Consider the following 20,445-nt stretch of genomic DNA (forward strand, 5'->3'; position numbering starts at 1 on the left):
CCGCAATGAAAAACCTGGTCATTAAGGGTGCCCGCCAGCACAACCTGCAAAATATCACTCTGGAACTCCCGCGTGACAAATTAATCGTCGTCACCGGCGTCTCCGGATCCGGCAAATCCACCCTTGCCTTCGATACCATCTACGCCGAAGGCCAGCGGCGGTATGTGGAATCCCTCTCCTCATACGCCCGCCAGTTCCTTGGCATCATGAACAAACCGGATGTTGACAGCATCGAAGGACTCTCCCCCGCAATATCCATTGAACAGAAAACCACCTCCAAAAATCCCCGGTCCACGGTCGGAACCGTCACCGAGATCTACGACTACCTGCGTCTCCTCTACGCCCGTATCGGGGTCCCCTACTGCCCCAAACACCATGTCAGAATCGAATCCCGGACGCCGGAACAGATAGCTGATGCAATCCAGACGGAATTTCCCGCAGGTGAGATGATTACCATCTTCGCTCCCGTCATCCGCAAGAAAAAGGGAACCTACGAACAGCTGTTCCGCGACCTCAACGCTGACGGTTTCACCCGGGTACGGGTGGACGGCGAGATTCACCGAACCGACGACGAGATCAAACTCGCCCGCTACGTCATGCACAACATCGACATTGTCATTGACCGTCTCGACCCTGCCGACCGCACCCGTCTCGTCGAAGCAATCGAAGCAGCACTCAAACGTGCTGAAGACGGCCTCGTCTATGCCGCAGCCGCAGGTCCGGACACCGTGTACTCCGCACGGATGGCATGTCCGGTCTGCGGCCTCTCGTTTGAAGAACTTCAGCCGAGAATGTTCTCCTTCAACAGCCCGTTCGGTGCGTGCCCGACCTGTAACGGCCTTGGCATTCAGATGAAGTTCGACCCGGACTTAATCATCCCCGACAAAACCAAGTCCATCGCGGACGGGGCGGTTGCCATCTACCGGAACTTCCTCGACGGCTACCGCGTCCAGTATCTCGACGCCGTCGCCAAACATCTCGGCTTTACCATGATGACGCCGATTGAGGAACTCACCGAAGAGCAGTACAACGGCCTCATGTACGGAACGGACGACACACTCAAGTTCACCATGGCCTCAAAGAATGCCGAATGGTCACACCACGGCCAGTGGGAAGGTCTGCTGCCGCAGACCGAACGGCTCTACCGTGAAACCAAATCCGAGTACCGCAAAGAGGAACTCGAAAAGTTCATGCGGGTACTTCCCTGTCCCGAATGCCACGGGAAACGGCTCAAGGATCACGTGCTCGCCGTGAAGATCAACGAGAAGTCCATCGCAGACGTCGCGGATCTCTCCATCGACGACCTCATTGAGTTCTTCAACACCCTGCCGCTCTCAGAAAAGGAAACCGAGATTGCAAAACTCATCCTCCGCGAAATTCACTCACGGCTTGCCTTCCTGCAGCAGGTGGGTCTCGGCTACCTCACGCTCTCCCGAAACGCCGGCAGTCTCTCCGGCGGCGAGGCGCAGCGTATCCGGCTTGCAACACAGATCGGATCGAATCTGATGGGCGTGTTGTACATTCTCGATGAACCGTCAATCGGGCTGCATCAGCGTGACAACCAGAAACTGATCGCAACGCTCAAGCATCTCCGTGATATCGGCAACACGCTGATTGTGGTGGAGCATGACGAGGACACAATCCGTGCTGCCGATTACGTCGTCGATATCGGTCCCGGAGCAGGAGTGCACGGCGGTCATGTGGTTGCCGAAGGAACGCCTGACGAAGTCGCGGCAACGCCTGAGTCGATTACAGGACAGTATCTCTCGGGAGTTCAGACGATCCCTGTTCCGGCAGAACGGCGGCCTGCGAATAAGTTCATCAGAATCAACGGATGCCGTGAAAACAATCTGAAGAACATCAACGCAAAAATTCCGATGCAGACCTTGACCGTCGTGACCGGCGTCTCCGGTTCGGGCAAGTCCACGCTGATCTACGACACGCTCTATCAGGCGCTGATGAAAGAGATCAACAACTCCCGCGTAACGCCGGGGGCATACAAGGAACTGATCTTTGAGTCGGAGATCGACAAAGTGATCGTGATCGATCAGTCACCGATCGGCAGAACACCGCGGTCGAACCCGGCCACGTACACAAAAGTCTTCGACGACATCCGCAGACTGTTCGCCGAGACAAAGGAGGCGAAACTTCGCGGCTATGATCCGGGACGGTTCTCATTCAATCTGAAGGGCGGCCGCTGCGAAGCATGCTCGGGCGACGGGGTGATCAAGATTGAGATGAACTTCCTGCCGGACGTGTACATTGAGTGCGAGGAGTGTAAGGGAACGCGGTATAACGCGGAGACGCTGGAGGTGAAGTACAAGGGCAAGTCGATCGCAGATGTACTGAACATGAGTGTGGACGAGGCACTTGAGTTGTTTGAACATGTACCGAACATCCGTGCAAAACTCCAGACGCTGGCGGATGTGGGTCTCGGCTACATCAAGCTCGGCCAGAGTTCGACGACGCTTTCCGGAGGCGAAGCACAGCGGATTAAACTGACCCGCGAACTTGCGAAACGGGCAACGGGAAAGACGGTATATCTTCTGGATGAGCCGACAACCGGTCTGCACTTCCATGATGTGAAGAAGCTGATAGGCGTTCTGGACAATCTTGTTGCGAAGGGCAACACGGTTGTGGTGATCGAGCACAATCTGGATGTGATCAAGTGTGCGGATTATCTCGTTGATCTGGGACCGGAAGGCGGCAAGGCGGGCGGAAAGATCATCGCGGAAGGAACGCCGGAAGAGGTGGCGAAGGTGAAGAAAAGTTACACAGGACAGTTCCTGAAAAAGATGCTGAAATGAAAAAAATCAATGGCACCAGACCCTGAATCCGGTCTCCTTCTTTTTTAGTAATACGGTTTTCCGGTCAGATACCGGTAGAGCACCATGTACTTTATTGCGGAACGCGGGTAATCGGACTGGACTTCATAGTACGTTCCGTTTTTGCAGGAGAAGAGAATCTTCATCTGTAAGGAAAAGGCAAATCCCGCCATGTCCGCGAAGGGGAACACCCGGGATTCTTCTCCTTCGCCGAACTCAAACCGGTCGGTGAAGATTGCAAACCGTCCGGTTGCCAGATGTTCCGCCGCCCCGTCTTTGATCCGGTACAGCCGCTGAGCGTCGTCTGCGACGATCGGGGTATTCGCCGGAGTTTGCAAAAGGTTCGGAATCTGTTCTGCGAGATATCCCCGCTGCCATTTATCCCAGTCGGCAATGTTGTCGAACGGGGCATGGTGATCACCGACGCCTTCAAAGAGGCCGTACGCATTGTACCGGACGGAAAACCCGCAGTCGCAGAAGAAACGGTCGTCTTTGCTGTGCAGTTTTGCGATCCCGCGACAATGCGGGCAGACATAGAGTACCGTCTCCAGATCCTCGGCAAGCCGGGTTCCCGGATACTTGGCGGGCCGGACTTTCTGATCATTGAACGCGTTCACATAAAGATCGCGGCGTATTGCCTCGTTGACTTCATCAACACTCATCTCCGCCAGCTGCTCGCGGGTGTACTCGGCGACGAACTCTCCGTACATGGGGCCTTTCCGTTTCACTACCGCCCAGCGGGGACTGCGGAGATACCCGCCGTGAATCCGGTAGGTGACAAGACCTGCCCCGCTTTCCTTCACAAGTTTACCGGTTGCAGGCGAGATGAACGCGGTCTCTCCGTTGATGGATCGTACCCCTTCGGGAGACATCCAGACATTTGCGCCTTCGGCAAGTATCTGTTTGATGACCCCGACCACTTCCATCGCCGGAACACCTTTCCGGCGGATGATGGGTTTTACGAAAAAGTTTGCAATCATTCTCAGCCAGCGTTTGCGGAACAGATGTTCTCCGGCGACGAAGAACATATGACGCGGGCAGGGAACACCGATCAGCAGATGATCCCAGAGGGTTGTATGGTTGCAGAAGATAAGATAGGTCGGACTTTTGGGGGTGCATATCTCGTAGCGGTACGAAAGACCATACCGGACGAAGGGAGTTACACAAAATCTTGCAAATTTATAGACTGTCCTATACCAAAGCAGATGTTTCATGTACGCGAATACTCTCCCCTATTGCCCCCCGAAAAGGGATTTTCTCATTTATTTGCCGTAATAGATAATTATATTACCGTTTTTGAAAAAAGAAAGGTCAGGCGGTTGCCCGTCTGACCAGGTCGAAGGCAACTTCTTCGGATTTTTTGAGAATTTCTTCTGCTCCCGGGATGATTCCTTCGTGCATGAGGACAGCGCCGTTACAGATGGTGGTGTCAACGGCAAGGCCGCTCGTTGCATAAACCGCGTTGGAGGTGGTATTGAATGCCGGGACGTTTGCCGGGTTTCTGCCGACAAGGATGATGTCGGCAAGGTATCCGGGTGCGATAATTCCGGCGTTGAGACCGAGGGCTTTGGCACCGTTCCGGGAGGCAACAGCAAGGGCTTCGTCTGCCGGCATGACGGTTGGGTCGTTCCAGAAGAACTTTTGCAGGATTGCTGCGGTTTTCATCTCGGCGAACATGTCGAGGTCGTTGTTGGAGGAGGCACCGTCCGTTCCGAGAGCAACGTTGACGCCGGCGGCTTTCATCTCCGGGTAGGGAAGTGCCCGGCCGACGGTGAGTTTCATGTTGCTTACGGGGTTGTGGACTGCGGTGACGTTTCGCTGTGCGAAAAGAGCGATGTCATCCGCATCGAGCCAGCAGCAGTGGGCGGCAATGCAGCGTTCGGAAAGTACGCCACAGTGATCCAGCCAGGGAACGACCCGCATGCCGTGGGCTTTGATGCAGTCCGGGTTTTCGTCGGTTTCGTCGACGTGAATATGCAGGGGAATGTTTTCTGTTCGGGAGAACTCGGCACACCAGCGGAGTCCTTCTTCGGAGACGGTGTAGATGGCGTGGGGGGAGACGCCCGGCATGATGCGGGGATTATTCCGGGCTTTGAGTGCGGCGACGGTTTTTTCCATGACGGAACATTCGGATTCGAATTTGGCGTGGTCACCGCCGTCGATCATGCAGTAGGAGAGGCAGGCACGAATGCCTGCCTCGTCCACGGCGCGGGCGACGTTGTCCATCATGAAGTACATGTCGTTGAAGGTGGTGGTGCCGGTACGGATCATTTCGAGGCAGGCGAGTTTTGCACCCCAGTAGATGTCGTTTTCGGTGAGGTGGGCTTCGGTCGGCCAGATTTTGGTGGAGAGCCATTCAAAGAGCGGCATGTCATCGGAGTAACCGCGGAGGAGTCCCATGGGGGAGTGGGTGTGCATGTTGACCATGCCGGGAAGAGCAGTTGCGCCGTTTCCGTCGATGATGAACTCTGCGTCGTGGTCGGTGATTTTTTCGGCAACTGCGCTGATGTTTCCGGTGCCGTCGAGGTAAATTTCGGCGGGTTTGTTGTTGAGGGTTACGTTTCTGATGAGGATGGGTACGGTTTTTCCAAAGATGTCGGGTTCTGTCATGCGAGGTTCTCCACGATTTCTGTTACGAGTCTGCTGATACGGTCGCCGTTTTGTTTGGCGACGGCGATGATTTCGTTGTAGTCAGGGGCGTCGGCCCCGCCAACGCCGTTTGCGTAGTTGTCTACGGTGCAGAGGGCGGCGACAGGGATGCCGAGTTCGTTTGCAAGCGTGAGTTCGCTTGCAATGGTCATGCCGACGATGTCGGTGTGTTCTGCGAAGGACGCGATCTCGGCACGGGTTTCAAACCGGGGACCGTGTGCCTGAAGGTAGGTTCCGGATACGGCGTCGGGGACGAGTTCCTGGAGTGTCTGCCGGAGACGGGCATCCACTGCCGGCGGGACGTGACGGATGTCGTTGTCATGCAGGGTGGGGATGTCCCAGGGGCAGGAGTAGTCGTCCGGGATGACGATTGTTCCGGGCCGGTACGGTTCTTTCATGCCGCCGGTGCTGCCGATGAGGATGAGCCGGTCAACGCCGAGAATTTTACAGGCGGCGAGGTGCGCTTTGTGGTTGACGTTGTGCGGCGGGGTGTTGTTCTGGTGGCGGGGGATGAAGATGAATTTCCCGGTGTACACGTCGGTTTTTCCGAAGGGTGTGGCTACCGTTTTCTTTTCGAGGGGCGGAAGTTTTGCTGCGAGGAGTGCGGTTCCGCCGATTATTCCTAACATTTCCGGTGTACTGTTTTTCGGGAGGGGATATAAAGAGGCGGGTCTGTCCGTGAAGGTTGAATCAATATCTATTTATTGGTGCTGTGCGAATTTATTAGAGCACAATTCATTTGGGCCGGTAGATCAGTGGTAGATCGCGTCCTTGGCATGGACGAGGCCGCGGGTTCAATTCCCGCCCGGTCCATACATCTGTTTTTTTGTTTCTTACTCTATGCAAGAACTGATGAGGCAATACAGCCGAACCATTCCTTTCACATGAGCGGTAACACTATCTGCGTGAAAACTCTGGATTTGAGGAGTGAGTTTTCAGAAATCTCCGCTCAGTTAAACGCTATTGCCGACGATTTTCTGGGAGTACAATCCTGCCCGTCTGCCAACCCTATGCTAACCTGAGTGCCAACATTTTAACCTTCTTTCGTGTTGAATTTGAAATCCAAGTTGATAAATTTGGTTGTGCCAGGTTGCCAGGTGAACGTGGAATCCACACTTACTTGGAGACATCTCTGTTTTTACCCAAAGAGATCCCGGCAAAATACATCATAACCTGGCAACCTGGCAGAATCTTTGAATATGCGTTAAATTAGAAAACCACTCGCATATGTTGAGAATAAATATTTTTGAAGCTGGCAAAAAGGCTGGCATGCCTGGCAGAGGACTGCGATTTTTCTGATCTCTGTCTCTCTGGTCTATACATTCGTGATCCAGAGGTGTATCTTTGCCGTTCGCAAAATACTCTGATGAAGTTACCCGACAACATCGCCCAAAACCCGCAACCTTCATTACCTCTCCCCAACCACACAACACAGACAAAAGGAAGCCACCCATGAAAATACAAACCCCCTCACGGCTCCACATCACCTTAATTGATCTCAACGGATCCTACGGCCGCATCGACGGCGGCATCGGCTTAACCCTCGCCGACCCGCACTTCATCCTCGAAGCGGTCCCCGCCGACAAAGAGATCACCATTGAGTTCACCGAAACCGCAGCAGGCAGTCCCGCAGAACGCAGCGCCTGCCGCAGCAAAGTAACCGCAGCCGCAGAAAAAGCGGCCGCCCGGTACGCACCCGGAACCGGATACCACTTCACCGTTCACCAGCTCTATCCCGCCCACTCCGGCCTCGGCTCCGGCACCCAGATGTCTTTGGCCGCCGCAAAACTCATCGCCGAACTGTCCGGTCACCACCCGGCAAGCACCGAGCTTGCGGAACTCGTCGGACGCGGCGGAACCTCCGGAATCGGTGTGCACGCCTTTGACCTCGGCGGATTCATCGCCGACGGCGGCCACAGCAAAAAGGAAAAAAGCAGCTTCATGCCAAGCTCCGTCTCCACCGCAAAACCCGCCTGCCTTCTCGGACGCTACCCCTTCCCCGAAGACTGGGGCGTCCTCCTCGCCGTCCCCGCATTCGGCAACCGGTACAACGGGGCCGCCGAGACAAACATCTTCCAGACGCACTGCCCGGTACCCAAAACCGACGTCGAACAGGTCTCCCACCTCGTCTTCATGAACCTCATCCCGTTTTTGATCGAACACGACATCGAAGCATTCGGCCATGCCCTCGATCAGATTCAGGCCGTCGGTTTCAACAAAATCGAGATGACCCTCCAGCCGCCGGAATTGACGGACCTCATGCACAACATGCGGGACGCAGGCGCCTACGGCGTCGGTTTAAGCTCATTCGGGCCGACACTCTTTACCGTCTATGACCGGGCGAACCGTGATATTGTGGATGCAACCAAGGAACTCCTCGGAGAAAACGGACGCGTAATTGCCACCCGCGGCCAGAACCACGGTGCAGAACTGTTCTGAAAAAGAAAAAAACTGCGGGAAAAAACCCGCACACGATATTTTTACACTGCCTGTCTCAGCATATCCTGCTGCTTCACCGGCGACATGCCCATCGGCTGAATCGTCTCCGCAAGCACCTTCATCAGAATACCAAGACCTGCAAGCAGCTGCTCGTCATCGATCACCAGCGGCGGCATAATCTTCACCACGGTATCCTCGCGTCCCGACAACTCAAGGATCAGACCCTGCTCAAAGCAGGCTTTCCGGATTCTCTGCGTCGTTCCGCAGGGGTACGACCCCATATCAATACCCCACATCAGGCCGATACCCCGGAAGGTCAGTGACGGATCGATCAGCCGCAGACGTGATGCAAGGAACTCCTCAACGATCTTTCCCTTGCGCATCGTCTCCGCCTCCAGATCCTGGGCAAGCATGTACTCAATCGCCGCCTTTCCGGCAACAAACGCCAGCTGGAACCCGCGGAACGTTCCGTTGTGCTCGCCGGGCAGGAGAACATCATACTCAGGTTTGACCAGTGCAATCGAACACGGCATACCAATACCGCCGATCGACTTTGCCATCACCACAATATCCGGCACAATACCGGCACGCTCGAACGAGAAGAACGAACCCGTTCTGCCGCAGCCCGTCTGGATATCGTCCAGGATCAGCAGCATATCATGCTTGTCGCACAACGCCCGGGCGTCCCGCAGCCACTCGTTTGACAGTACATTAATACCGCCTTCTCCCTGCACCGCCTCAACAATCAGTGCCGCAGGCTTGTCAACACCGCTGTGATCGTCCGTCAGCAGCATATCGATATAGGCGATCGTATCAAGACCCGGCATCATGGACGGATGCGGGACATGGGTCACGTTCCCGAGAGCCACGCCGCAGGCGTCACGGGCACTGCGTTCGGTCGTCAGAGCGAGCGACCCGAGCGACATCCCGTGGAACGCACCCATCAGGGCAAGCACATTCGATCTGCCCTTCACCTTCCGGGCGATCTTGAGGGCAACCTCAACCGCATTCGTACCGGTCGGTCCCGGAAACAGTACTTTGTAGTCGTATCCCCGCGGGATCAGAACTTTGTTCTCCAGACACTCGATGAACTCGCCCTTTGCAACTGAGTACATATCCAGCCCGTGCAGAAGGCCGTCGCCCATCAGATATTCAACCACTTTTCCCTTGATATAGTCATTATTATGACCATAGTTGCAGCTTCCTGCTCCACAGAGGAAATCGATGTATTCTTTCCCATCCTGATCGATCAGTACTGATCCTTTCGCTTGCGAAAAGACTACCGGATATTTTCTGCAGTACGATCTTACGTTGCTTTCGAATGTTTCGAATACCGTGGATTCCATTAAGACTTCATTTGTGTTTCTTAAACCCATAGACCACACCCCCACTTGACTAGGATAGTATGAATTTACAGGCAATCTTACTCTGCAGATTTCGCTGCGCCGAGATTACAGGATCATGTTGCCCCCCTCAGTTCTTAAAGTTGTCCCTTGAAAAAAATGGATCATGGCCTGCCGTCTGGACTTTCGGCGCATATTCTTGGACTTCAAAAAAGCCGGCCACCCCCCCGATTCCCCATCCCTGACACGAGGGGGGTTAAATGGTTTTCGGATGGAAAATAGTTTCATCAACATGTCCGGGAACGTCCGGAACGGGACGCGCACAAGTGCGGAAATACAGAACAGGCAAAGTGAAACGGACGTTTGCCAAAAAAAGGTATTACTGTTTTCCGACCGTGATCTCACCCTGGTCGTTAACCCCGATAACCTTCTCGCCTGCGGTACGGAGATTGCGGATGTATTGGATAACATCTTCCGTCAGCATCTCTCCCGGACAGACGAAAGGAATTCCCGGCGGATAGGGAATAATCGCCGAGGCACAGATTCTGCCGGCACCTGCGGCGAGCGGAATGCGTTCTTTGTCCTGGGGGACAGGACAGAGTTTCAGTTTTGTTTCAAACACGGTGCTGACCGGTTTTTTCCTGCTCTGCACCGCAGTCCATCCCCCGCTGATTTCCCGCAGTGCGGCAAGCAGCCGCTCCATATCGGCTTTCGTGTTGCCGATACCGGTCATACACATGAGAATGTTGCCGGTCGTAAGCTCGGCGAAGATGCCGCGTTCCATCAGCTGGTGTTCAAGCTCTGCTGCATCAAGTCCTGCGGCACTCATGTCCAGATTGATCTTGGTGAGGTCAAGGCTGATGCTGCCTGCATCATCAAACGGATTGCCGATAACGACAAGTCCCGGAATCGTTTTTGCTTCACGGTAGAAGAAGAGGAGAGCATCATACCATTCGGTCATGACCTCGCGGCCGTGCTGTTTCAGAATATCTGCGTTGATGTCAAGCGACGCCATCAGAAGATACGAGGGGCTGGTTGACTGAATCATCTGGAGTTTGTCCTCCAGAATATACGGGTCAACGCGGTCGGTGTTCAGGTTGAGCAGGGCACTCTGGGTGAACGAGGCGAGGGTTTTGTGAATCGAGTTGACGGTGATATCAGCTCCCTGTTCTTCGGCGGACTGCGGCATTCCGGCACAGCCTGCATCCGAGAAGAATTTGAGATGCGCCCCGTGCGCCTGATCGACAATGAGAATTTTTCCGCGGGCATGGACGACATCAGCGATTGTCCTGATGTCGGAGCAGATGCCGTAGTAGTTCGGCGAGGGAAGGATGACCGCTTCGGCATCAGGGTTTTCGGCAAGGCAGCGTTCGATCTCTTCGGGCGTGATGACGCCCGAAATCCCGTACGCATGAATCATCTCGGGATATGCATAAACCGGTTCAATTCCGGCAAGCACCAGGGCGTTGAAGATTGCCTTGTGGGAGTTCCGCGCCATGATCAGTTTTTTTCCTTTCGGAACAGCTGCCATGATTGCCGCGATTACGCCGCCGCTCGTTCCGTTGATGAGAAGGTACGATCGCCTGGCACTGTAGAGTTTTGCGTACTCCTCCTGAGCAGTTTTCAGGATTCCTTCGGTCTGGAACAGATTATCGGCTCCGGGAATTTCGGTGATGTCGCAGTCCATGATACTGTTCAGGAATGGTTCATAGCCGAACCTCCGGTAGATTGCCGGGCCTTTGTGGCCCGGCATGTGGAAGGATACGGTATGTTTGTCTGCGTGCCGGAGAAGAAAATTCAGGATAGGAAGCGTGGTCACGGACGTTACCTCTGGTTGGTAGACACGTTGACGCGGGAACGAGATGAGGATTGCGGTGCCCGCTCTGTGTCGGGAAAAATATCCAAATTGTTCCCGTAAAATCCCGGAGAGGAAACTTGATATGCGGTTTTTCCCCTATTCCACACCTATAAATCCCCACAACTCAAAGATAGTACCTGCAAATTGAGACGGGATTTTTCTCCCGTCTCCGGTGAAAAAAACCATGACAAACGATGACTCTACCGTGTCCTTCGGGCACCAGTCGGATCGTGTCTACATCTTTGACACAACGCTCCGTGACGGCGAACAATCTCCCGGCGCAACTATGACTCTACAGGAGAAGGTGCGTCTCGCCCGCCAGCTTGAGCTACTCGGCGTAGATATCATCGAAGCAGGATTTCCTGCCGCAAGTCCGGGCGATTTTGAAGCGGTGCGTGTGGTTGCGCAGACTGTACGAAACTGCCAGGTTGCAGGGCTCTGCCGCTGTGTCACTGCAGATATTGACCGGGCATGGGAAGCCCTGACGGAGGCCGCAAACCCGAGAATTCATGTGTTTCTCGCAACCAGTCCGATTCATATGGAGCACAAGCTCCGCAAAACCCCGGAACAGGTTCTGGAGATGGCGGTTGCCGGTGTCCGGCACGCGGCATCTCTGACGAAGAACGTTGAGTTCTCCGCCGAGGATGCTTCGCGAAGCGATCCGGAGTTTCTGGCAAAGGTTGTTGCGGCGGTCATCGATGCCGGTGCAACGACCGTGAATATTCCCGACACCGTGGGCTACAGCCAGCCTGCCGAGTACGGATCCCTCATCCGTTATCTCAGAGACCATGTCAGCAATATCGATAAAGCCGTAATCTCCGTTCACTGCCATGACGATCTCGGTCTTGCGGTTGCCAACTCCCTTGCCGCAGTTGAGGCGGGAGCCCGGCAGATCGAGTGTACCATTAACGGTATCGGGGAACGTGCCGGCAACACGGCGATGGACGAAGTGGTGATGAATCTTAACGTCCGCCGCGACTACTATAAGTGTACCTGCGGGATTGTCACCGAACAGATTTATCCGACTGCCCGCACGCTGTCCCACATTGTCGGCATGCCTATTCCTGCAAACAAGGCGATTGTCGGGGCAAACGCGTTTGCCCACGAGTCCGGCATCCATCAGGACGGTGTCCTCAAATGCCGTGAGACCTATGAGATCATGGACGCGGCAGCGATCGGAAAAACCGGAAATGATATGGTGCTTGGCAAACATTCAGGCCGCCATGCAATCAAAGCAAAGGTCGAGGAACTCGGCTACAAATTATCGGACGAGCAGATCACGGTCGTCTCGGACGCTGTGAAAAAACTCGCCGACATCAAAAAGGAGATCTTCGCAGAGGATGTTGAGGCAATCATCCTTGAAGAGATCTTCCGGATGCCGGACAAGTTTAAACTCAAATATCTTCAGGTCCATGCCGGTAACGGCCCGATTCCGCCGAACGCCGTCGTCATCATGGATGTGAACGGTGAGGAGAAACAGCTGCACAACTTCGGTGTCGGCCCGATAGATGCAGTTTTCAACACGATTGGAACGATTGCCGGATGCAAACCTGATCTCGAACAGTTCGCGGTCAATGCGATTACGGGCGGGACGGATGCTCAGGGCGAAGTAACCGTCAGACTTCGGCGGAACAGCTACTCGGCCATCGGCAGAGGATCCGATCCTGACATTCTGGTTGCTTCGGGCAAAGCCTACGTGAACGCACTCAACCGTCTTGCCAAGAAAGTGGAGGAAAACCATGCATAGAACCATCGCCGAAAAAATTCTGCAGGCACATACGGATCAGAAGATTACCGGTCCCGGCCAGATCGTCAGATGCAAACTCTCGCTCGTGCTCGCAAACGATATTACCGCACCACTCGCGATCAAATCCTTCCGCGAGATGGGGGCAGCGAAGGTCTTTGACAAAGACCGGGTTGTCTTTGTCTGCGACCATTTCACTCCGAATAAGGACATTGATTCCGCAGAACAGGTTGCGGTTACCCGCAGGTTTGCCGAGGAGATGGGTATCACCCACTATTATGAAGGCGGCAACTGCGGTATTGAACACGCTCTTCTCCCGGAGGAGGGACTTGTCGGCCCCGGCGATCTGGTGATCGGCGCAGACAGCCATACCTGTACCTACGGAGGACTCGGGGCGTTTTCGACCGGTATGGGTTCGACCGATATTGCTGCAGGTATGGTTCTTGGCGAGAACTGGTTTAAGGTTCCGCCAAGTATCCGCGTCGATGTGCACGGCAAGATGGGAACATTTGTGCAGGGCAAGGATGTTATTCTGAAACTGATCGGTACAATCGGTGTTTCCGGAGCACTGTACAAGGCACTGGAGTTCGGCGGTTCCGGCGTGGAGAAGATGTCGGTTGAAAGCCGGTTAACGATTGCCAACATGGCAATCGAGGCGGGCGGCAAGGCAGGCCTGTTCCCGGCGGACAAAAAGACGCTGAAGTATACCCGCAAAACGGGACGCGAAGATGAGGAGATCAGGCCCGATAAGTTTGCGGTCTATGAGTCCGAGGTGGAGATGGAGCTGAAGGGCATGGCACCGCAGGTTGCGCTTCCCCATCTGCCGGAGAATGTGAAAGGCGTGGATGAGGTCGGCGAGATCAAAATCGATCAGGCGGTTATCGGCAGTTGTACGAACGGAAGAATCGAGGATATGCGGGAAGCCGCGGAGATTCTGCGGGGCAGAAAGGTGGACCGGCATGTCCGCTGTATTATTATTCCGGCAACGCCCCGTGTCTGGCGGGACTGTGTCCGTGAGGGTCTGATGCAGGTGTTTATCGATGCCGGTGCGATTATTTCGCCGCCGACCTGCGGGCCGTGTCTGGGCGGCCATATGGGTATTCTTGCAAAAGGCGAGCGGGCAATTTCCACGACGAACCGGAACTTCCGGGGTCGGATGGGAGCGCTTGAGTCTGAGGTTATTCTGTCGAATCCCGCGGTTGCGGCAGCGTCTGCGGTGACGGGTCAGGTTACTGACCCGAGGAGTCTGTGAAAATGGAGTATACAGGAAAAGCCCATGTTGTCGGGGCAAATATTGATACGGATGCAATTATTCCGGCACGGTTTCTGGTGACGACCGATGAGGCCGAGCTTGGGAGGAACTGTATGTCGGGTCTTGAGGAGAACTGGATCTCCCGTGTTGCCAGAGGAGATGTTCTGGTGGCGGGCGAGAACTTCGGCTGCGGGTCGTCCCGCGAACATGCTCCGGTTGCGATCAGGGGTGCTGGTATTCCGGTGGTGATCGCTCACAGTTTTGCGCGGATTTTCTATCGCAATGCGTTCAATACAGGTTTGATCCTGCTGGAGGTCGGTAATGATTATACGAAGATTGCGAACGGGGAGAAGCTGACGATCGATACGGAGAAAGGGACGATTACAACTGATGCCGGTATTGTGATCACTTGTCCTCCGGTTCCTGCGTTTATGCAGGAGATTTTAGATGCGGGCGGTCTGGTGGGGTACGTGAGAAAGCAGATCGGGGCTGAGTAAGATGGGCGGGTACAAGATTGCGGTGCTGCCGGGAGATGGTATCGGCCCGGAGGTGGTTGCAGAGGCGGTGAAGGTTCTGGGCGTTGTCGGGAAAAAGTTCGGGCACACGTTTGATCTGCGGTATGCGGATTTCGGCGGGGCGGCGATTGATTCGTCCGGGTCGCCGTTCCCGCCGGAGACGGAGATAACGTGCATGAATGCAGATGCGGTTCTGTTCGGTGCGGTCGGGGGTCCGAAGTGGGATTCTTTGGATCCTGCGATCCGTCCGGAGAAGGGGCTGCTTGCTCTGCGGAAGGCTGCCGGGGCGTTTGCGAATCTCCGGCCTGCGAAGCTGTTTCCGGAGCTTGCGGATGCGTGTTATCTGCGGCCTGATATTGTGGCGAACGGGATTGATATTATGGTTGTCCGTGAGCTGATTGGGGATGTGTACTTTGGTGAGCCGTCGGGGATTGAGGTGCGGGACGGGGAGCGGGTGGGTTTTTCGAATATGATTTACCGGGAGCATGAGATCCGCCGCGTGGCAAGGGTTGCGTTTGAGACGGCGATGAAGCGGAACAAAAAGCTTTGTTCGGTGGATAAGGCGAATGTTCTTGCGGTGTCGCGGTTGTGGCGCGAGGTGGTGACGGAGGTGTCGAAGGAGTATCCGGAGGTTGAGCTGTCGTATATGTATGTGGATAATGCGGCGATGCAGCTTGTCCGCAATCCTGCGGCGTTTGATGTGATTGTGACGGGAAATCTGTTCGGGGATATTTTGTCGGATGAGGCGGCGGCGATTACGGGTTCGATCGGGATGCTGCCGTCCGCGTCGGTGGGCGGACCGGATACTCCGGGGCTGTATGAGCCGGTTCACGGTTCTGCTCCGGATATTGCGGGACAGAATCTGGCAAATCCGGTTGCAACGATTTTGTCGCTTGCGATGCTTCTGCGGTATTCGCTGGGTCTTGCGGCAGAGGCGGATGCGGTGGAGGCTGCGGTTGCGGATGTGCTTGCGGCAGGTTACCGGACGGGAGATATTTTCCGCGAAGGGATGAAAAGAGTCGGCTGTTCGGAGATGGGACAGCTGATTGCGGACCGGGTGTGACCGATCCGGGATTCTTTTTTTCGAAAGTTTTTGTTTGCATCCCGGTATGTCTTCGGTCTTTCCCGCGTCACGGGAATGCAGGAAAGTATTTTTCCATCAGTGCATTCCTGAGAGAATGGTTCATTGGAAATCTTCAGCGTATTCCGAACGCCACATAGATGCGTCGCACAGGTGGTTTGTGTATAAATCGGCGACGCCGCAGACGCGAAAAATATTTTTTGTCGTACGCGGTGAAATTTTTTGCCGTATGGAAAATATTCTGTGAAAAAAATGCTTCAGATGTTTGCCTGTGATTCAGAGTCTTCAAAGTGTCCCTGCGTGAGGCGTTCGTAGATCTGTTTTGCGTATGAAAACATGAAGATGTGCCTGCTTGGATTAGATGTCCATGCGTACATTTCTGCAGGTATCGGCGATTTCGCCCACCGGTATTTTGAATTGAGGATTAATTGCGATAAGGATGGTCATATTACCAATTAATCATTTTTTTATTTTCATTGGATCAGTACAGATTAATCTGCAATACCTACTTATAACAGAAACACCTGATACTTACAATGATTGGAGTTTATCATGATTACGTATTCTTCAAAAAAAGAAAGAAATTTACTTTATTTAGGAGTCACCCTTCTCCTTATCGGCCTGATTGTACTTTCGTGTCTTCTCTTATTGGACTCGTTATTTACATTTGGAACTATTCTTCTTGCATGTTCTCTTCTCATCGTTCCATTTGCAGGACTGATTATTCTCTTCTACCTCATATTATCAGCGTTTCAAATGGCAGAGAACAAACCATAAATTATTTTTTAATGGGTTTGGGTTTATAAAACGTGAATAAAGTGAGGGTATAGTTTCATTATGAAAAAGCGTTCAATCAATCTGCGAAACACTATAAGTGGAGAGATGATCTTCGTCTGACTTCCGTATTCCTGCATGACAAAAATTTCACCTTTTTTTTCTTCTTGGTAGTGTTTGTCCACAATCTTTATCCTTCTTCCTCCCCCATACACCAGTTACCGAGACATTCGCCATGCCTGAGTACACCCGCATCAAAACTGCATATCTCCTTCTCGCAGCAGTTATCATCATCGCAATCGCCGTAATTCTGGCAGTCACCCTTCTTGCAGGACCATCAGATCCTCTGCAGCCACCCGAGCCGCCGGAAAACACCACCAAAGTAACCGCCGCTCCGGGAACCGTCATCCTCGTCCGACCTGGAGCTGACGGAGTGAACTACAGTGCAACACTCAATGGCTCCGGTTACTCCATCAGTGATACGGATATTGCAAATCACCTCTGGAACAAAGTAACAGAGTACAACCGGAGTATCTGCGATTATGGCGTCAACGAAACCGGTTACCTCACCATCTTCCTCGAAACATACTACTCACCGGAAGAACCCGAAAAAACCCTCGCTGAAATCGATAAAATTTCAGCCGCCAAAAAAATTCCTCTCCTCCCGGTCCGGTTCATCATAGCCGAACTTGACTATCAGGTTAAGCTCGCGGACGAACTCTGGCACAACGCAAGTGTAACGGAAGAAAGACTGGCAGAAATTCTCCGGAACATCACCGCAACAACGTGACCGGAATAAAAAAAATTCTCCACGCCCCAAAAAATATTTTTCGTACGCGGTGAAATTTTTTGCCGTATGGAAAATATTCTATGAAAAAAAATGCTTCAGATGTTTGCCTGTGATTCAGAGTCTTCAAAGTGTCCCTGCGTGAGGCGTTCGTAGATCTGTTTTGCTTCGGCGGTGAGTGCATAGTGGAACTCGTGTCCGTCCCGCTCCATAGAAACAATGCATTCGTTTGCATGCGTGTGAAGGTACCAGTGAATCGTTGTCGGCAGTACACCAAGAAGTTCTGCCAGCTCTTTTCGGGTGATGCCCGGGTGTTCGTGGAGTGTCCGGAGGAATATTCCGGATTTTTTTCGTGATACAAGTTGTCGGAGTGCGTGCTCAAGGGGATCTTCCGTGAAGGTCTGCTCAGTTGCCGGATAGTACCGGGGTACGTTTCCGGAGTACACTTTTTGCAGTTTTTTTGCATTCCCGAGTTTGTCCAGATGGTAGCAGACCGAGCCGCGGGAGGTTTTCATTGCGGCGAGGAGCTGTTTCTGGGTACTGCCGGGATGGGTTTTGATATAGGCAAGAAGTTTTTTCGGGATTGGAGATCTTTCACGTTTTTTGGTTGAGGTAAACCTCAGGATACAGAATAGTCCAAGCAGTACAAAGAGGACGGGTGCTGCAAAGAGGTACGGACGATGAAGGATTGTCCCTTCAAAACAGGCGGATACATCAGTAATAATTATCTGGCGCCAGATTGGCAGCGAGTCCCACCCGTCTTCAACAGCATTGATACTTTTCCCATCATAAACGGGTGTAACATTTTCATAAATTGGTTCTGCTTGGATTCCACCAATAGAGGTAACTTCTCCTGCGGAGGCTACGGGTCCAGATCCAAATAGCAGAAGAGAGAGTATGATAACATACCAAACCTTCTGATGCATCACAATTCTATGATTCATTTATTACTAATGTAAATGGTTGTGTACCTATAACAGATTCCCCGGTGACGGTGATAACCCACGAGCCGCTTGGAAGACTGGTGGATGATGATAAACTTACCGGAATTCTTCCGTTTTTCGCGTTATCATACATGTCGTGATACGGGCCGAATGTAGCTCCATTTGGTGCGGTAATCTGGAGAGCCAGTTCATTGTTATTCGGTGAGAGACTCCAGGAAAGTTCCACATCTAATTTTGAGGACCCAGAGTTCAGAATATACGTGAATCTTTTTTTCTCACCATCAGTAACTGTGCCGGATATTGGTGCCGCCCGCGTCATCTCAGACGGGTCGTTCCATGGGGTGACAGTGTAGTCTGAAATTTCGTTTTCCATTGCAACAGTGCTGCCAGGAATGCAGAGACTGAAAAGTATCACTGCACAGATGCCAAACATGAGTAATTTTCTCATGAGAGATGATGGGAGTCGCTATGGATATAGTTGTTGATCACAAACTTGAATTCTGTGAAATTCAAGTTTGTGATCAACAGATTCATACTTACGCATGACGATATACCAGTTTGTGGGCCTGGCATGTGCCCCGAAAACACAACTCATGCGGGACATCCGCGGGGGTTGTGCTGTTGGCCAGATTCTGATCCGAGATCGGAGTTGTGAAGAACAGAAAGCCGGAACATTCCCCGAACAGGTTCGGTTCCGGCAGATGCCACGTTGGCAATAATGGATATGTCATCTCTCCTGATAGATATTCCGGTGTTGCCACCTGTCATAAATGAATGGAGTGTTCAAAAATGAAGAACATTGGAAACAAAGTATTGTTAGTTTTAGCATGTTTGTGTATGCTGGCGGTTATTACACCAGGGGTGTTTGCTATAGAGACGACTACATCTCCTATTGAACTCCTCGTAGAACAAACAATTGCAACTGAGGACTCTCATCTGTATGGAGAGTCTGTGACCGTATCTCAGACTTATGATGGAACTGTTACCACAAAAACGGATCGAGTGGGCATTGAACAGGATTTAGTTCAGGCATTATTCAATGCTGATCCTTCTATCCATGCGGATATTCTGACCGCATATTACAATGCTGGTAAACTGGGACACGTGTCGTCCGAAACGCATGCAGTAACTATGGGAGATCGGCTGAAAGTGATCTTCTATAATGATGGTAGTATCGCACGATCTGTCATTATAGATACCCCGCTTCCAGAAGATACGATTATCCCTCTTTCAGATTGGCAAATGACTGGGAACACCCAAGTATGGACGTATATATACAATATCTTTAATCAAGAAGTAGGGCACTGCATGCTTGAGGGATATTTCCAGTACAATGGTATTGATACGCCAAATGGATATATAATGCAGACAAATGTCGTTGTTGATTTATTATCACATTATGAAAAAGAATCCTTCGTTTTAAAATATGAGAACATGAAGATGTGCCTGCTTGGATTAGATGTCCATGCGTACATTTCTGCAGGTATCGGCGATTTCGCCCACCGGTATTTTGAATTGAGGATTAATTGCGATAAGGATGGTCATATTACCAATTAATCATTTTTTTATTTTCATTGGATCAGTACAGATTAATCTGCAATACCTACTTATAACAGAAACACCTGATACTTACAATGATTGGAGTTTATCATGATTACGTATTCTTCAAAAAAAGAAAGAAATTTACTTTATTTAGGAGTCACCCTTCTCCTTATCGGCCTGATTGTACTTTCGTGTCTTCTCTTATTGGACTCGTTATTTACATTTGGAACTATTCTTCTTGCATGTTCTCTTCTCATCGTTCCATTTGCAGGACTGATTATTCTCTTCTACCTCATATTATCAGCGTTTCAAATGGCAGAGAACAAACCATAAATTATTTTTTAATGTGTTTGGATTTACAAAACGTAAATAAAGTGATGGCATAGTTTCATTATGGAAAAGCGTTCAATCAATCTGCGGAACAATATGAGTGGAGAGATGACCTTCGTCTGACTTCCGGGTCTCGGGATTTGGATATTTTCCTAATCTGAGGAACTCAAACTGTTATTACAAACAGATATTTGAAAAAATATCAGTTTACGACCAACAACTATATCCATCCCGTGATCAATATACCGGATTATGGGGATCAGCATCTGCCCCGAAAAATGCAACTGATGCCCGGCATCTGCGTGGATTGTACTGTTGACGACCGCAGATCTTTAAGTCGGCGTGGCGGATAACAGAAACCG

15 protein-coding genes and 1 tRNA gene are annotated in these 20,445 nt (G+C 52.2%); 9 read left to right on the forward strand and 7 right to left on the reverse strand.

Features of this window, described 5'->3' with window-relative positions; translation table 11 throughout:
• Positions 1-5 precede the first annotated feature (5 nt).
• Complete coding sequence (gene uvrA / locus O0S10_RS07250; RefSeq protein ID WP_268925219.1) at positions 6-2,807, forward strand: excinuclease ABC subunit UvrA; 2,802 nt, start codon at positions 6-8, stop codon at positions 2,805-2,807.
• 44 nt (positions 2,808-2,851) lie between these two features.
• Here uvrA and O0S10_RS07255 read toward each other — a convergent pair whose 3' ends face one another.
• From O0S10_RS07255 to O0S10_RS07265, 3 genes are all read right to left on the reverse strand, one after another.
• Positions 2,852-4,039: a lysophospholipid acyltransferase family protein gene (locus tag O0S10_RS07255; protein WP_268925220.1), complete on the reverse strand. Its 1,188-nt coding sequence runs from the start codon at positions 4,037-4,039 to the stop codon at positions 2,852-2,854.
• A gap of 97 nt (positions 4,040-4,136) precedes the next feature.
• Complete coding sequence (locus O0S10_RS07260; RefSeq protein ID WP_268925221.1) at positions 4,137-5,435, reverse strand: amidohydrolase; 1,299 nt, start codon at positions 5,433-5,435, stop codon at positions 4,137-4,139.
• Complete coding sequence (locus O0S10_RS07265) at positions 5,432-6,103, reverse strand: MTAP family purine nucleoside phosphorylase (protein WP_268925222.1); 672 nt, start codon at positions 6,101-6,103, stop codon at positions 5,432-5,434. Before O0S10_RS07265 ends, O0S10_RS07260 begins: the two co-directional genes overlap by 4 nt.
• 112 nt (positions 6,104-6,215) lie before the next feature.
• Between O0S10_RS07265 and O0S10_RS07270 the strand changes: the two genes are divergently transcribed.
• Together O0S10_RS07270 and O0S10_RS07275 are read left to right on the forward strand one after the other, a co-directional pair.
• Positions 6,216-6,287 (forward strand) — tRNA-Ala (locus O0S10_RS07270).
• Between the two features lie 639 nt (positions 6,288-6,926).
• Positions 6,927-7,913: a beta-ribofuranosylaminobenzene 5'-phosphate synthase gene (locus O0S10_RS07275; protein ID WP_268925223.1), complete on the forward strand. Its 987-nt coding sequence runs from the start codon at positions 6,927-6,929 to the stop codon at positions 7,911-7,913.
• Positions 7,914-7,954: 41 nt separating this feature from the next.
• On the opposite strand, the gene O0S10_RS07280 is transcribed toward O0S10_RS07275, so the two are convergent.
• Positions 7,955-9,259, reverse strand: coding sequence for an aspartate aminotransferase family protein (locus tag O0S10_RS07280; RefSeq protein ID WP_268925224.1), 1,305 nt, complete (start codon positions 9,257-9,259; stop codon positions 7,955-7,957).
• 376 nt (positions 9,260-9,635) lie between these two features.
• The gene (locus O0S10_RS07285) at positions 9,636-11,075 is read right to left on the reverse strand and encodes an aminotransferase class I/II-fold pyridoxal phosphate-dependent enzyme (protein WP_268925225.1); all 1,440 of its coding nucleotides are present in this window, start codon (positions 11,073-11,075) and stop codon (positions 9,636-9,638) included.
• A gap of 223 nt (positions 11,076-11,298) precedes the next feature.
• Here O0S10_RS07285 and O0S10_RS07290 point away from each other — a divergent pair, with 223 nt between their 5' ends.
• The 5 genes from O0S10_RS07290 to O0S10_RS07310 all read left to right on the forward strand — a co-directional run bounded on the left by O0S10_RS07290 (position 11,299) and on the right by O0S10_RS07310 (position 17,270).
• On the forward strand, positions 11,299-12,861 hold the full coding sequence (locus tag O0S10_RS07290; protein ID WP_268925226.1) for a 2-isopropylmalate synthase: 1,563 nt from the start codon (positions 11,299-11,301) through the stop codon (positions 12,859-12,861).
• Positions 12,854-14,110 (forward strand): 3-isopropylmalate dehydratase large subunit, encoded by a 1,257-nt coding sequence (leuC, locus tag O0S10_RS07295; RefSeq protein ID WP_268925227.1) that lies wholly within the window; start codon positions 12,854-12,856, stop codon positions 14,108-14,110. The genes O0S10_RS07290 and leuC overlap by 8 nt, the downstream gene beginning before the upstream one ends.
• 2 nt (positions 14,111-14,112) lie before the next feature.
• Complete coding sequence (locus O0S10_RS07300) at positions 14,113-14,607, forward strand: 3-isopropylmalate dehydratase small subunit (RefSeq protein ID WP_268925228.1); 495 nt, start codon at positions 14,113-14,115, stop codon at positions 14,605-14,607.
• Position 14,608: 1 nt separating this feature from the next.
• Complete coding sequence (leuB, locus tag O0S10_RS07305; RefSeq protein WP_268925229.1) at positions 14,609-15,688, forward strand: 3-isopropylmalate dehydrogenase; 1,080 nt, start codon at positions 14,609-14,611, stop codon at positions 15,686-15,688.
• Positions 15,689-16,715: 1,027 nt separating this feature from the next.
• Positions 16,716-17,270 carry a hypothetical protein gene (locus O0S10_RS07310; RefSeq protein WP_268925230.1) on the forward strand — a complete coding sequence of 185 codons (555 nt, stop codon included), beginning with the start codon at positions 16,716-16,718 and terminating at the stop codon, positions 17,268-17,270.
• Positions 17,271-17,365: 95 nt separating this feature from the next.
• Here the strand turns inward: O0S10_RS07310 and O0S10_RS07315 are convergent, their stop codons facing one another.
• Together O0S10_RS07315 and O0S10_RS07320 are read right to left on the reverse strand one after the other, a co-directional pair.
• The gene (locus O0S10_RS07315) at positions 17,366-18,211 is read right to left on the reverse strand and encodes a winged helix-turn-helix transcriptional regulator (protein WP_268925231.1); all 846 of its coding nucleotides are present in this window, start codon (positions 18,209-18,211) and stop codon (positions 17,366-17,368) included.
• Positions 18,201-18,659 (reverse strand): hypothetical protein, encoded by a 459-nt coding sequence (locus O0S10_RS07320; protein WP_268925232.1) that lies wholly within the window; start codon positions 18,657-18,659, stop codon positions 18,201-18,203. Before O0S10_RS07320 ends, O0S10_RS07315 begins: the two co-directional genes overlap by 11 nt.
• A 341-nt stretch (positions 18,660-19,000) precedes the next feature.
• On the opposite strand from O0S10_RS07320, the gene O0S10_RS07325 reads away from it, so the two are divergent.
• Positions 19,001-19,768, forward strand: a complete 768-nt coding sequence (locus O0S10_RS07325; protein ID WP_268925233.1) for a hypothetical protein — start codon at positions 19,001-19,003, stop codon at positions 19,766-19,768.
• Positions 19,769-20,445: the final 677 nt, after the last annotated feature.

The organism is Methanocorpusculum petauri, assembly GCF_026891975.1.
Lineage (GTDB): Archaea > Halobacteriota > Methanomicrobia > Methanomicrobiales > Methanocorpusculaceae > Methanocorpusculum > Methanocorpusculum petauri.